Source organism: Streptomyces sp. NPDC048416 (assembly GCF_043200435.1).
Classification (GTDB): domain Bacteria; phylum Actinomycetota; class Actinomycetes; order Streptomycetales; family Streptomycetaceae; genus Streptomyces.
Map to the genome: position 1 here is coordinate 135,795 of NZ_JBICXU010000001.1, position 13,012 is coordinate 148,806.

Below are 13,012 nucleotides of genomic sequence, written 5' to 3' on the forward strand. Positions count from 1 at the left end.
ATTCATGGACCCTAACGCGCAGGTGGGACAACGCCATCCCGGTTCCCGAACTGTTCGCTCGGAGCGCAAGGTGGTTGAGGCGGAATCACCTACGGACAAGGGCCCGTACGCGACTGCGTACGGGCCCTTGTGCGGGTCATGAGGAGGCTCAGGCCTCGGTCTTCTCCGCGGCCTCGTCCTCGGCGGACTCGGTCTCGGCAGCGGCCTCGGCGGCCTCGTCCTCGGCGTCGTCCAGGTCGACGACCTCACCGTTGGTGTCGGTGACCTTGGCGGCCTCGACGACGACGGCGAGCGCCTTGCCGCGGGCGACCTCGCCGACGAGCATCGGCACCTGGCCACCCTCGACGACGGCCTGGGCGAACTGGTCCGGGCTCATGCCGGAGGAGGCGGCACGCCGCATGAGGTGCTCGGTGAGCTCCTCCTGGTTGACGTTCAGCTTCTCCTTGTTGACGAGCTCGTCCAGGATGAACTGCGTCTTGATGCCCTTGACCGCCTGCTCCTCGGTCTCGGCGGTGAACTCTTCCTCGGTCTTGCCCTGGATCTCCAGGTACTTGGCGAGGTCGATGCCCATCTGGCCGAGCTGGTGGTGCTCAAGGTTGTGCTTGCGGGTCTGGATCTCGTCCGCGAGGAGCTTCTCGGGGATCGGGACCTCGGCCAGCTTCAGGAGCTCGTCGAGGACGCGCTCCTGGGCCTGGGTGGCCTGGTCGTACTGCTTCATGTTCTCAAGGCGCTTGCGGCTGTCGGCCTTGAGCTCGTCCAGGGTGTCGAACTCCGACGCGAGCTGCGCGAAGTCGTCGTCCAGGGCGGGCAGTTCACGGGCGGCGACCTGGGTGACCTTGACGGTGACCTCGGCCTCCTTGCCCTCGGCCGAGCCGCCCTTGAGCTCGGAGGTGAAGGTGGCCTCGCCACCGGCCTCCAGGCCCTTGACGGCCTCGTCGATGCCTTCGAGGAGCTCGCCGGAACCGATGGTGTACGAGACACCCTCGGCCACGCCGTCCTCAAGGACCTCGCCGTCGACCTTGGCCTGAAGGTCGATCGTCAGGACGTCGCCGTCCTCGGCGGCACGCTCGACGGGGGAGGTCGAGGCGAAGCGCTCGCGCAGCTGCTCCACGGACTTCTCGACGTCCTCGTGGCTGACCTCGACGGCGTCAACGGTGACCTCGATGCCGGAGTAGTCCGGGATCTCGATGGCCGGGCGGATGTCGACCTCGGCGGTGAAGTTCAGCGTTTCGCCGTCCTTCAGCTCGGTGATGTCGACCTCGGGCTGACCCAGCGGGTTCAGCTCCGCCTCGTTGACTGCCTCGGTGTAGAACTTCGGAAGCGCGTCATTGACGGCCTCTTCGAGCACGGCGCCACGACCGAACCGCTGGTCGATCACTCGGGCCGGGATCTTGCCCTTACGGAAGCCCTTGACCGTGACCTGCTGGTTGATCTTCTTGTACGCCGCGTCGAGGCTGTCCTTGAGCTCCTCGAAGGGCACCTCGACAGTGAGCCGAACCCGAGTCGGGTTCAGGGTCTCCACGGCGCTCTTCACGGTTCGGTCTCCTTGTGGCTGACTTCTTTGGGGTTCTGCCGCAGACCGACGGTCTGGAGCGGATGGGGCCCGGTACATCGGATTCATCAGACACACGGGCACGCAGCTTGCATAGTAACCGCAAGCGGGATGCCACCCACAATGTGATCTTGATACGCGATCTTGCATACGCGGAGGACGCGGAGATCGGACGTCGGTGATGCTGGTCGGGGTGGCGGGATTTGAACCCACGGCCTTCCGCTCCCAAAGCGGACGCGCTACCAAGCTGCGCCACACCCCGTCGGTGCGAGACGTAGGGTACATGCCCGCGGGCAACGCGTCGGCCGCTTTGTTCGGCGGCGAGGCCCCCGGCCTTCACGTTGGTCCTCATGTGGTCCGCACGTGGTCTCGCGAGGTTCGCGCGCTCCGTGGCCCTCATGGAGGGGGCGCGGTGTGCACGCGCGGGGTGCGACCCGCTACGATGCTCTACGTGCCGCGGTCGCGATGACCTGCGGCGCGATGCTTGCGGGCGTAGCTCAATGGTAGAGCACTAGTCTTCCAAACTAGCTACGCGGGTTCGATTCCCGTCGCCCGCTCCAGGCAGGAAACAGCAGGTCAGAGCCGGTGTCCGCGGAACGCGGGTACCGGCTCTCGCCGTTTCGCGACCGGGGTACGACCGGCGGTCGGCCCGTCGCCCGGAGCACCCGGCGGGGCCTCACGCGCCGGGCGGCGGGGGCCTCGTGACGAGAGGACAAGAGCCCCTAGAACTTGATCTGGTTGATCGACTGCGCTATCGAGTCCAGGAAATGCTGGATCGAGGGGGCCATGCCCGTCGAGGCCAGGAAGAAGCCGAACAGTATGGCGACGATGGCCGGGCCGGCCTTGATGGAGCCGCCGCGGATGAGCACGACGAGGATGACCGCCAACAGCAGCACCACTGACAGTGAGATGGCCACAACTGATCACACACCCTTGGTCGGTCCGCCTTGCCGGCCCGGGAGCATGCCGCCCACACCCCCACGGTGACTATCGTGCCACCAACACCCCTCTGGTTGTTCCCCGGTGACGGATCGCCAAGACAAGAATTCGGCCAACGGATGGGTGGAATACATCTGCCCCGGCGGGGGCAGGCCCTTTCGCGACCCGCCCTGCCGTTGCGTTGCCGGGACGACTCAACTTCCTTGTTCCCTACAGAAGTTCGGCGGATTTCGGCCAAGCGACGGGCGGCGCGCCGTTCTCGACGGGGGCGCGGGGCCCCTTCGGTACGGCGCCCGGAGCGTGGCTCACTTCAGTGCCGCCCGGGCCGGGAGGCCGGTCGCGGCCAGGCCCAGGACCAGAATGGCGCCGGCGAACGAGCCGTACAGGAGCGGCGGTACGTAGGGGGCGTGGCCGGTCAGCCCGTTCATCATGGGGACGAGGGTGGCCAGGGCGATCGCGGTGCCGATGACGACACCGGCCGCGACCACCAGCAGCGCCTCCCAGCGGATCATGCTGAGCACCTGGCGGCGGGTGGTGCCGATCAGGCGCAGGGTGCCGAGTTCGCGGCGGCGGTCGAAGACCGTCATCACCAGGGTGTTCACTGCGGCGACGGCCGCGAAGCCGCCGAGGACCGCAGCCATGACGGTGTTGGCCCAGGCGTTGACCGCACGGTCCGTACTCTGTGCGGTGGCGTAGCCCGCGGCGTCGGTGACGTGCCCGAGTGCGGCGAGGGGCGCGGCCGCGGCGGGGGTGGCCCTGGCGAGCAGGGTGGTGGGGTTCGGTGCGCTGAGATGGGCCTTCAAGTCGCCCTGTGGGAGGGTGACTTGGGCCAGGCCCAGGCCTCGTTCGTAGGTGGCCACGATCTTCGGGGCGGCCTTGGTGCCGTCGGGCAGCAGCAGTGCGAGGCGGTCTCCGGGGCGTACGTGTGCGGCGTCGGCGAGGGAGCTGTCGACGGCGGCGGTGCCGGGGGCGAGCGCGGCGAGGGAGCCGGCGCGTACGCCCAGGTCCTGGACCTTGGCGAGGTCGGCTCCGGTGCCGGTGACGCCTTGGACGGAGGCTTCGCGGGGGGTGTAGCCGGTGCCGCCGTCCGGGATGAGGACGGAGGTGCGGGTGAGGCCGACCGCGGTCTCGACGCCGGGGGTGGCCGCGGCCCGGGCCACCGCGTCGGACGGGAGGCCCGCGGGGTCAGTGACCACTCGGTTCGCGATGATGGCCGCCCGCTGCTGGTCCTCGATCGCCTTGTCCTCGCTGGTGTGCATGAAGACCAGGACGGACGAGAAGGCCATCGCGAGGACGATGGGCGTGATCGCGGAGGCCAGTCTCCGGGCGTTCGTACGGGTGTTGGCGGCGGCCAGCGAGCCGGAGGCGCCCGTCGCGCGCAGCGGCAGCCCGAGGACGGCGGCGCAGACACGGGCCAGCTGCGGGCCGAGCGAGGCGACCGCGAGCATGAAGAGCAGCACGACGCCGAGGGCCGCGTTGGCGGCGTTCTCGCCGGTCTCGGACGCGGCGAAGCCCGCGCACGCGCAGCCGCCGACCAGGGAGAGCACACCGAGCGGCGTACGGATCCAGCCGGGGCGCAGGCTCTCGACGGCGGACTCGGCGAGCGCCTGGCCGGGCTTGATCTTCGAGGGGCGGCGGGCCGCGGCGGCGCCGGCGCCCAGGGCGGTCAGCACGGTCGTGGCCACCGCGATGGCAAGGGGCAGCACGGTGAGCGAGAGGTCGACCCCCGGCGGGATCGCGCCCTTGTCGCGGAGCCGGCCGAACCACCAGGTGGCGAGGGCGATGCCGGGCAGGCAGCCGAGGAGCCCGGCGAGCGGGGCGACGAGAAAGGTCTCGGTGGCGATGGTGCGGCGGATCTGGCGCGGGGTGGCGCCGATGGCGCGCAGCAGGGCGTACTCGCGGCGGCGCTGACCGACCGAGAGCGCGACGGTGCCGGCGGCGGTGAACACGGCGACCATCGCGGCCACGCCGCCGAACGAGCCGCCGAGGCCGACCAGCATCTCCTTGGCCTGTGCGATGGTCCCGTCCTCGACCGTGGCCCGGTCGTCGCCGGTGTGCACCAGCGCGCCGCGGCCGACGGCCCGCTCCACCTGGGCGGCCAGGGTGGCGGTGGAGGTGCCGGGCTTGGGCAGTACCGCGATCGCGTCGACCTTGCCGGGGTGGCCCGACAGGGTGCGGGCGTCGGCGTCGTTCAGCCAGATGTCGCTGCTGCCGGGGGCTCCCGCGGTGCCGGAGATCCTGAACTCGCGCCTGCCGCCCGGGGTGTCGAGGGTGATGCGCTCGCCCACGGTGCCGGTCGTGGTGACGGCCTCACCTGGGCGGGGTGCCGTGCCGGACGCGGGCTTCGTACCGGGGGAGGTGAAGGCGGTGGAGGCCCAGGTGTGGGCGGTGACGCGGACGTTGTTGCCGGTACGTACCGGGACGGCGAGGTCGGCGATCGCGGCCGCGGCGCCCGGGGCGGATGCGGCCTTCGCCACCAGGGAGTCGTCGAGGCGGACCCGGTCGGGGAAGGCGAGCGATTCGTCGTCGCGGTCCTCGCCGGAGCCGATCGTGTAGTGCAGGCTCTGGTCCGCCGCGACCACGACGGGGGCGGCGGCGTAGCGCTGCGGCGGTACGGAGGCGGTGAGACCGGTCGCGAGCAGGAGCCCGCACGCGGAGACGATCATCGCGGCCATGAGGAGCGCGACGAAGGTTCCCGCGAACGCCGAGGGTTTGAAGCGGAGGGCCGCGCGGGCCAGGCCGTTGGGGGTGTGCACGTGGGCTCCTGCGGAGTGCGGTGGGGGTCGGAGGGGGTAAGGGTGCGCAGTTCCCCGCGCCCCTTCACCCCGCTTTTGTCTGTCCTTCGCGGACGGTTGCTCGCGCGGTTCCCCGCGCGCCTGTAGGGCGCCCCGTACCTCCGGTCGCCTCCGTCGTGGCGAAGGCGCGCAGGGCCGGGTGCGGGTGGGGCCTCAGGCCGCCGCGCCGACGAACGCCCCCCGCGTGAGCGCCGTCATCCGCGCCGCGATCTGCCCCGCCGAGGCGGCAGGAAGCGCGTCCACGAGGGAGCCGTCCGCCAGGAACAGGACCTGGTCGGCGTAGGCGGCGGCCGCCGGGTCATGGGTGACCATCACCACCGTCGCGCCGAGGGAGTCCACCGCGTTGCGGAGCAGGGCCAGGACCTCGGCCGCGGTGGTCGTGTCGAGGGCGCCGGTGGGTTCGTCCGCGAAGATCACGTCGGGGCTCGTGACCAGCGCCCGCGCGATCGCGACCCGCTGCTGCTGGCCGCCCGAGAGCTCGCCGGGACGGCGCGCGCCCTTGCCGTCGAGGCCGACCTGAGCGAGGAGTTGGGCCGCGCGCCGCCGGTCGGGGCGGTCCCCGGCGAGCCGCATCGGCAGGACGATGTTCTGCTCGACGGTCAGGGAGGGCAGCAGGTTGAAGGCCTGGAAGACGAAGCCGAGGCGGGAGCGGCGCAACTCGGTGAGCTTGTTCTCGCTCATGCCGGTGATCTCGGTGCCGCCGAGCCTGACCGATCCCTCGGTGGGGCGGTCGAGGCCCGCCGCGCACTGAAGGAACGTGGACTTGCCGGACCCGGACGGGCCCATCACGGCGGTGAAGCTGCCGCGGGGCAGGGCGAGGTCGATGCCGCGCAGGGCGTGCACGGCCGAGCCTCCGCGCCCGTACTGCCGCCGCACCCCGCGCAGTTCGACGGCCAGGTCGTGGCCGGACGCCGCATCCGCGTTCGCGCGCCGGGTGTTCCTGGACCGTCGCAGTGCCATGGCCCCTGCCTTCCGCTCGTCGTGGCCGGCACGCTCGCGCCGGCCCTTCGAACGTACGGACCGGGACGGGGCACGGGCCATGGCGGTCACCGGTGGATCAAGGGTGGGGCTGGCCCCACCCGGGGCCGGGGGCGGGCCGGGCCGCGGGCCGCGTTCGCGCCACTCCCCCGCCCACGACGGGGCTTTGGACCGATGCTCAGGCGTCGCGTCTGATCAGGAGCAGCGCGCGGTCGTCGTTGACGTCCTTGGCCACCGCTTCGATCAGGTGCCAGGCCGCCCCGCCGAAGCCGGTGGAGACGTAGCGGTCGGCCTCGCCGGTGAGGCGGTCGATGCCTTCGCTGATGTCGCGTTCGGAGGTTTCCACCAGGCCGTCGGTGAAGAGCATCAGGACGTCACCGGGCGCCAGGGAGCCCTTGGCGGGGTGGAATTCGGCGCCGTCGTAGACGCCGAGGAGTGGCCCTTCGGCGGCCCGTTCCTGCCAGCGGCCGGAGCCCGCGTGGAGTTGGAGGGCCGGGGGGTGGCCGGCGGAGAGGAGTTCGTAGTCGCCGGAGTCGAGGTCGAGGACGAGGTGGATGGCGGTGGCGAAGCCCTCGTCCCAGTCCTGGCGCAGCAGGTAGCCGTTGGCGGCGGGCAGGAAGGCGTGCGGGGGCAGCGAGCCGAGGAGGCCGCCGAAGGCGCCGGAGAGCAGCAGGGCGCGTGATCCCGCGTCCATGCCTTTGCCGGAGACGTCGGTGAGGACGATTTCCAGGGTGCGGCCGCCGCCGGTGCGGGCGGCGACGACGAAGTCGCCGGAGAAGGACTGGCCGCCCGCCGGGCGCAGCGCCATCTCGCGGTGCCAGCCCTTGGGGAGCTGGGGCAGCGCGCTCTGGACCCGGATGCGTTCGCGCAGGTCGAAGAGCATCGTGCCGCCGCGCCGCCAGGGCACGCCGACGCGGGCCCTGAACTGGGCGATGAGCAGCCCGAAGAGGCCACAGGCCGCCACGACGAGAACGGTGCCGGGGGTGACCCGGGAGGGTCCTGCGGTGTACGGGCCGAGCCGTACCGATTCCACGATCAGCGCGGCCGCGGCGGCCGCGTACAGGCCGAGCAGGTTGGCGGGCCGCAGCAGGAGCCCGCCCGCCACGATCGGCAGGACGAGCGCGGAGGGGGTGCACCACACCGGGGCGAGGAGGGTGGCGCAGGTGATGGCGGGGACGGTGAGGAGCAGGGCGGCGAGCGCGATCCAGTCGGAGCCGTCGCCGCGGAAGTAGTCGACGCCGGATCTGCGCACCGCGATGCGGACCCGGTGCAGCGCCTTGCGCCACCGGGCGGTGAACGAGTCCGCTCTCATCGCACGTGCCATTGCCGAGGACCCTATCCAGCCGGTGGTGCCGTGCGCAGGTGGCCCCTGACGGCCGACCCGGACGGGCCGCCGGAAATCCGGTCGCCCGGGAGGCGTGCCCCCTGCTAGGCATGGCATATGACCATCGAACTGCGCGTTCTGGACCGGGCCGAGTGGGATGAGTGGTACGGCGCCCTCGTGGTCGCTTTCGGAGGGATGGCGGATGCCCCCGAGGAGGCGGCGGCGTGGCCCGAGCTCATCGATCCGGGGCGGTCGATCGCGGCGTGGGACGGCGCGCAGTGTGTCGCCGCCACCAGCACGTTCGCGTTCCGCGTGAGCGTGCCCGGCGGGGCCGTCGTACCGGCTGCGGGCGTGACCGGCGTCGGTGTCATGGGCACGCACCGCCGTCGCGGCATCCTCACGTCGATGATGCGGCGCCAGCTGGATGACGTGCGGGAGCGGGGAGAGGCGCTGGCCGTCCTGACCGCGTCCGAACCGGCCATCTACGGGCGGTTCGGGTACGGCATCGCCACGATGGCCGTGTCCGCGGAGATCGACACGACGCGGGTACGGCTGGACGTGCCGCCGGGCACCGACGAGGTGCGGCTGCGGTATGTGAAGGTGCAGGACTCCCTCGCGGCGTGCGAGGAGCTGTACGCGCGCCTGGTGCCGCGGCGTCCGGGCATGCTGGCCAGGCAGCCCGGCTGGGACTGGTTCACCACGCTCGACCCGGAGTCCTACCGGCAGGGCGCCTCGCCGCTCCAGTGCGTGCTGGCCGAGCGCGACGGGCAGGTCGTCGGATACGCGCGCTATCACGTCGCCATGACGACGGGCGTGACGGGCACGGACGGCACGGTGTCACTGATCGACCTGGAGGCTGTGGATCCGGCGACGGCCGCGGCGCTGTGGCGCTATCTGTTCGCCATCGACCTGACCAACGTCCTGAAGGTGCGGAACCGGCCGGTCGACGATCCGTTCCAGCATCTGGTCTCCGACGTGCGCCGGTGCGGGCTGCGGTTGCGTGACCGCCTGCACGTACGTCTGGTGGAGGTGGGCGCGGCGCTTGAGGCGCGGACGTATGCGGCGCCCGTCGATGTGGTCTTCGAGGTCGAGGACGCGTTCTGTCCGTGGAACGCGGGCCGCTGGCGGCTGACCGGCGACGCGAAGGGCGCGTCCTGTGTGCGGACCGAGGACCCGGCCGAACTGGCGCTGTCCGTACGGGAGTTGGGCGCGGCCTATCTCGGTGGGTTCACGCTCGCCTCGTTCGCGGCGGCGGGCCGGGTGCGGGAGTTGCGTCCCGGCGCCCTGGCCGAGGCGTCGACCGCGTTCGGCAGCGAGCTCGCGCCGTGGCTGCCTCACGGCTTCTGACAGCCGGGGCACCAGAACAGGTTGCGGGCGGCGAGGCCGGCGGTGCGGATCTCGGCGCCGCAGATGTGGCAGGGCTGGTGGGCGCGCCGGTAGACGTACACCTCGCCGCCGTGGTCGTCGACGCGCGGCGGGCGGGCCATCGCCTCGGGGGTGTGCTCGGGGCGTACGGTGTCGATCCTGCCCAGCCGGACGCCTTCGCGCATCAGCGCCACCAGGTCGGCCCAGATCGCGTCCCACTCGGCGCGGGTGAGGTCCTTGCCGGGCCGGTAGGGGTCGATGCCGTGCCGGAAAAGGACCTCGGCGCGGTAGACGTTGCCGACGCCCGCGACGATCTTCTGGTCCATGAGCAGGGCGGCGACGGTGGTGCGGCTCCTGGAGATCCGCTGCCAGGCCTTGTCGCCGGTGTCGGCGGGCCGCAGCGGGTCGGGTCCGAGCCGGTCGTGTATCGCCTGCTTCTCGCCGTCGGTGATCAGCGCGCAGGTCGTCGGGCCGCGCAGATCGGCGTATGCGGTGTCGTTCAGCAGGCGCAGCCGCACGGTGTCGGTGGGCGGCGGGGCCGGGGCGTCACCGAGGCCGTACTTCCCGAACAGGCCGAGGTGGATGTGGATCAAGCCCGCGGGTCCGAAGCCGAGGAAGAGGTGCTTGCCGTGGGCTTCGGCGCCTTCCAGGACCTGGCCGTCGACGAGGGCCGCGCCGTCGGAGAACTTGCCCTGGGGGCTGGTGGCGCGCAGCGGCCGGCCGCCGAACCTCAGGTCGTGGTCGGCGGCCAGGCGGTGGATGGTGTGACCCTCGGGCATGGGCCGGGATCAGCCCTGCTGGGGGTGGTGGGCCGGGATCTCGGGGAGCTTGCCGGTGGTCTCGTACGCGGAGAGCATGTCGATGCGCCGGGTGTGGCGGGCCTCGTTCGAGTACGGGGTGGCGAGGAAGATCTCGACGAACCTGGTCGCCTCGGCCTCGGTGTGCATGCGGCCGCCGATGGAGATCACGTTGGCGTTGTTGTGCTCACGGCCGAGCGCCGCGGTCTGCTCGCTCCAGGCTAGTGCGGCGCGGACGCCCTTGACCTTGTTCGCGGCGATCTGCTCGCCGTTGCCGGAGCCGCCGATCACGATGCCCAGCGCGTCCGGGTCCGCGGCCGTCTTCTCGGCGGCCCGCAGACAGAACGGCGGGTAGTCGTCCTGGGCGTCGTAGATGTGCGGACCGCAGTCCACGGGCTCGTGGCCGTGGGCCGTGAGCCATTCGACGAGGTGGTTCTTGAGTTCGAAGCCGGCATGGTCGGAGCCGAGGTACACGCGCATGTACCCGAGTGTGGCATGCGCGACGCCGGGAAGGGGCACGTGGGTGGGGGACTTCGGTCCCGTGCCCATGGGCCCTTCGGCCTCGTACAACGATCCGGATTCAGGTCTTCCGTCCCGAAGCCGTCCGGGTTTCAATGCACGGGCTCGTGACCCGAGTGCTCCGAAGACGTAAGGAAACGTCCATGACCTCGCAACCGTCCCTTGCGAAGGAAGACCGCCTGCCCGGTGAACCCGGTGATGCGCAGGTGCCCGACGGCGGTCTCAAGGCCGGTCTCAAGAACCGCCACCTGTCCATGATCGCCATCGGTGGTGTGATCGGCGCCGGCCTGTTCGTGGGCTCCGGCTCCGGCATCGCCGCGGCCGGCCCCGCCATTCTGCTGTCGTACGCCCTGGTCGGCGTGATGGTGGTGTTCGTGATGCGGATGCTGGGCGAGATGGCCGCCGCGCGCCCCTCGTCCGGTTCGTTCTCCGCGTACGCGGACCGGGCGCTGGGCCGCTGGGCCGGGTTCTCGATCGGCTGGCTCTACTGGTTCTTCTGGGTCGTGGTGCTCGCGGTCGAGGGCACGGCCGGCGCGAAGATCCTGCACGAGTGGGTGCCGGGGGTCCCGCAGTGGGGCTGGGCGCTCATCGTGATGCTGGTCCTGACGGCGAGCAACCTGGCCTCGGTGTCCTCGTACGGCGAGTTCGAGTTCTGGTTCGCCGGGATCAAGGTCGTCGCGATCGGCGCGTTCGTGATCATCGGTCTGCTCGCGGTCTTCGGCGTGCTGCCGGGCTCGGACAACCCCGGTGCGGGCTTCGCCCACCTCACCGACGCGGGCGGGTTCTTCCCCAAGGGGTACGGCGCGATCCTCACCGGCGTCCTGATGGTCGTGTTCTCCTTCATGGGCTCCGAGATCGTCACCCTGGCGGCCGGCGAGTCCGAGGACCCGCGCCGCGCCGTCACCAAGGCGACCAACAGCGTGATCTGGCGGATCGCGGTCTTCTACCTCGGTTCGATCTTCGTGGTGCTGACCCTTTTGAAGTGGAGCGACCCCTCGATCGTCGCGGACGGCTCCTATGTGGCGGCCCTGAAGACGATCGGCATTCCGCACGCCGACCAGATCATGAACGTGATCGTCCTGACGGCGGTCCTGTCCTGCCTCAACTCCGGCCTGTACACCGCCTCCCGCATGGCGTTCTCGCTCGGTGAGCGCGGCGACGCGCCGAAGGTCTTCGCCCGCACCAACAAGCGGGGTGTGCCGCAGGTCGCGATCCTGTCCTCGGTCGTCTTCGGCTTCGTGGCCGTCTTCTTCAACTACAAGTGGCCGGACACCGTCTTCGCGTTCCTGCTGAACTCCTCGGGCGCGGTCGCCCTGTTCGTGTGGCTGGTGATCTGCTGCACCCAGCTGCGGATGCGCGGGATCATCCTGCGTGAGCAGCCCGAGAAGCTGACGGTGAAGATGTGGGGCTTCCCCTACCTCACCTGGCTGACCATCGGGATGATCTCCTTCGTCCTCGTCTACATGCTGTTCGACAAGTCGGGGCGCGAGCAGGTGCTCCTGTCCCTGCTCGTCGCGGCGATCGTCATCGTGATCGCGGTGGTGAAGGAGAAGGTCCTCGCCCGGCGCGCCCCGGCGGGCAGCGGCGTGCGGGACGACGTCACCTCGGCGTAGCCGACGAGGAATCCGTTCCTCGGCCGTGCGCCGCTTGGCCGGGAGATCGCCGCCGCGTACGCACGCGTATGCGACGGCGATCTCCCGGCCCGTGCGGTCACCGCAGGCCGAAACGCTCGGCCCAGGCGGCCACGTCGGTGGTGGTCGCGTTGCCGCCGCACACCACCAGGCCGAGCCTGGCGCCTTCACCGACGCGCTCCAGTACGCGGCGTGCCGCGGGCAGCAGGCAGCCGGCGGCGGGCTCGGCCCAGACCTTCGCGTGGTCGGCCAGGTCGAGGGTGCCCTGCACGGCCTCGGCGTCGGTCACTGTGACGACGTCGGTGACCAGCGCCGCCACGTGCTCGTACGTGAGCGCCGAGGCGCTGGGGGCGCTCAGCGTCGAGACCACCGAGGACAGTTCGACCGGCACCGGGCCACCCGCGGCCAGGGCCTGCGCCATGGCTCGCGCGCCCTCGGTCTCCACGCCCCAGATCCGTACGCCGGGGCGGAGGCCGTGCAGCGCGGCGGCGACGCCGGAGATCAGACCCCCGCCGCCGATGCTGACCAGTACGTCCGTGAGCTCCCCCGCGTCCTGCGCGAACTCAAGCCCGACCGTGCCCTGGGCGGCGATGACGACGGGGTCGTCGAAGGGGTGGACCAGGGTGAGTCCCTTGGTCGTGAACTCGTCCACAAGGGCGAACGCGCCGTCCATGGTGTCGGCGAGGACGACGCTAGCCCCGGCGGCCTCGGCGGTCTGCACGGCGCGGCTCGGCGCGGACCGCGGCATGACGACGGTCGCCTCGATGCCGAGTGCGCCCGCCATGACCGCCACCGCGATGCCGTGGTTGCCGCCGCTCACCGCCACGACCCCGGCGGCGCGTTCGGCCGTGCCCAGCCCGAGCAGTTTCGCCGTCGCCCCGCGCGCCTTGAACGAGCCGGTGCGCTGAAGCAGTTCGAGTTTCGCGGTGACCTGCGCGCCGAGCAGCGCGGACAGCCCGGGGCTCGGGACCGTGGGGGTCCGGATGACATGGCCGGCGATCCGCTCGGCCGCGGCTTCCACGTCCGCGACAGTGATCAGCACATTCGCCTCCGTTGCGTGATCCGGTCTGCGATGACCGGACCCACATCATCCCCCCGGCGCGGCGCGGCGG

The 13,012-nt window shown here is 71.4% G+C and carries 10 protein-coding genes and 2 tRNA genes; 3 read left to right on the top strand and 9 right to left on the bottom strand.

The annotated features are described in order from the left end of the window. Positions 1–148: 148 nt before the first annotated feature. Both tig and ACGFW5_RS00570 read right to left on the bottom strand, forming a co-directional pair. Positions 149–1,534 (bottom strand): trigger factor, encoded by a 1,386-nt coding sequence (tig, locus tag ACGFW5_RS00565; protein ID WP_393831933.1) that lies wholly within the window; start codon positions 1,532–1,534, stop codon positions 149–151. A gap of 203 nt (positions 1,535–1,737) precedes the next feature. Beyond that, positions 1,738–1,814: transfer RNA gene (locus ACGFW5_RS00570), tRNA-Pro, on the bottom strand. Between the two features lie 224 nt (positions 1,815–2,038). On the opposite strand from ACGFW5_RS00570, the gene ACGFW5_RS00575 reads away from it, so the two are divergent. Beyond that, positions 2,039–2,112 (top strand) — tRNA-Gly (locus ACGFW5_RS00575). Positions 2,113–2,274: 162 nt separating this feature from the next. Here the strand turns inward: ACGFW5_RS00575 and ACGFW5_RS00580 are convergent. The 4 genes from ACGFW5_RS00580 to ACGFW5_RS00595 form a co-directional block, all read right to left on the bottom strand. Next, positions 2,275–2,469 carry a hypothetical protein gene (locus ACGFW5_RS00580; protein ID WP_393831934.1) on the bottom strand — a complete coding sequence of 65 codons (195 nt, stop codon included), beginning with the start codon at positions 2,467–2,469 and terminating at the stop codon, positions 2,275–2,277. A 327-nt stretch (positions 2,470–2,796) separates the two neighbouring features. Beyond that, positions 2,797–5,247: an ABC transporter permease gene (locus ACGFW5_RS00585; protein WP_393831935.1), complete on the bottom strand. Its 2,451-nt coding sequence runs from the start codon at positions 5,245–5,247 to the stop codon at positions 2,797–2,799. 192 nt (positions 5,248–5,439) lie between these two features. Then, on the bottom strand, positions 5,440–6,246 hold the full coding sequence (locus ACGFW5_RS00590; RefSeq protein WP_393831936.1) for an ABC transporter ATP-binding protein: 807 nt from the start codon (positions 6,244–6,246) through the stop codon (positions 5,440–5,442). 196 nt (positions 6,247–6,442) lie between these two features. Continuing rightward, a complete protein-coding gene (locus ACGFW5_RS00595; RefSeq protein WP_393831937.1) occupies positions 6,443–7,588 on the bottom strand; it encodes a PP2C family protein-serine/threonine phosphatase in 1,146 nt (381 codons plus the stop codon). Between the two features lie 117 nt (positions 7,589–7,705). Here ACGFW5_RS00595 and ACGFW5_RS00600 point away from each other — a divergent pair, with 117 nt between their 5' ends. Further along, positions 7,706–8,935 carry a GNAT family N-acetyltransferase gene (locus tag ACGFW5_RS00600; RefSeq protein ID WP_393831938.1) on the top strand — a complete coding sequence of 410 codons (1,230 nt, stop codon included), beginning with the start codon at positions 7,706–7,708 and terminating at the stop codon, positions 8,933–8,935. On the opposite strand, the gene ACGFW5_RS00605 is transcribed toward ACGFW5_RS00600, so the two are convergent. Both ACGFW5_RS00605 and ACGFW5_RS00610 read right to left on the bottom strand, forming a co-directional pair. Further along, positions 8,923–9,732: an Fpg/Nei family DNA glycosylase gene (locus tag ACGFW5_RS00605; protein ID WP_393831939.1), complete on the bottom strand. Its 810-nt coding sequence runs from the start codon at positions 9,730–9,732 to the stop codon at positions 8,923–8,925. The genes ACGFW5_RS00600 and ACGFW5_RS00605 overlap by 13 nt on opposite strands. Positions 9,733–9,741: 9 nt before the next feature. Further along, entirely contained in the window at positions 9,742–10,230 is a 489-nt protein-coding gene (locus ACGFW5_RS00610; RefSeq protein WP_393831940.1) for a ribose-5-phosphate isomerase, read from the bottom strand. A gap of 182 nt (positions 10,231–10,412) precedes the next feature. Between ACGFW5_RS00610 and ACGFW5_RS00615 the strand changes: the two genes are divergently transcribed. Beyond that, complete coding sequence (locus ACGFW5_RS00615; protein ID WP_393831941.1) at positions 10,413–11,882, top strand: amino acid permease; 1,470 nt, start codon at positions 10,413–10,415, stop codon at positions 11,880–11,882. A 97-nt stretch (positions 11,883–11,979) separates the two neighbouring features. Here the strand turns inward: ACGFW5_RS00615 and ACGFW5_RS00620 are convergent, their stop codons facing one another. After that, complete coding sequence (locus ACGFW5_RS00620; RefSeq protein WP_393832338.1) at positions 11,980–12,939, bottom strand: pyridoxal-phosphate dependent enzyme; 960 nt, start codon at positions 12,937–12,939, stop codon at positions 11,980–11,982. Positions 12,940–13,012: the final 73 nt, after the last annotated feature.

Excerpts from the sequence above, each read along its gene's own strand:
- ACGFW5_RS00605 (WP_393831939.1), bottom strand. The coding sequence starts at position 9,732 with ATGCCCGAGGGTCACACCATCCACCGCCTGGCCGCCGACCACGACCTG.
- ACGFW5_RS00615 (WP_393831941.1), top strand. The coding sequence starts at position 10,413 with ATGACCTCGCAACCGTCCCTTGCGAAGGAAGACCGCCTGCCCGGTGAA.
- ACGFW5_RS00595 (WP_393831937.1), bottom strand. The coding sequence starts at position 7,588 with ATGGCACGTGCGATGAGAGCGGACTCGTTCACCGCCCGGTGGCGCAAG.
- ACGFW5_RS00590 (WP_393831936.1), bottom strand. The coding sequence starts at position 6,246 with ATGGCACTGCGACGGTCCAGGAACACCCGGCGCGCGAACGCGGATGCG.
- ACGFW5_RS00600 (WP_393831938.1), top strand. The coding sequence starts at position 7,706 with ATGACCATCGAACTGCGCGTTCTGGACCGGGCCGAGTGGGATGAGTGG.
- ACGFW5_RS00610 (WP_393831940.1), bottom strand. The coding sequence starts at position 10,230 with ATGCGCGTGTACCTCGGCTCCGACCATGCCGGCTTCGAACTCAAGAAC.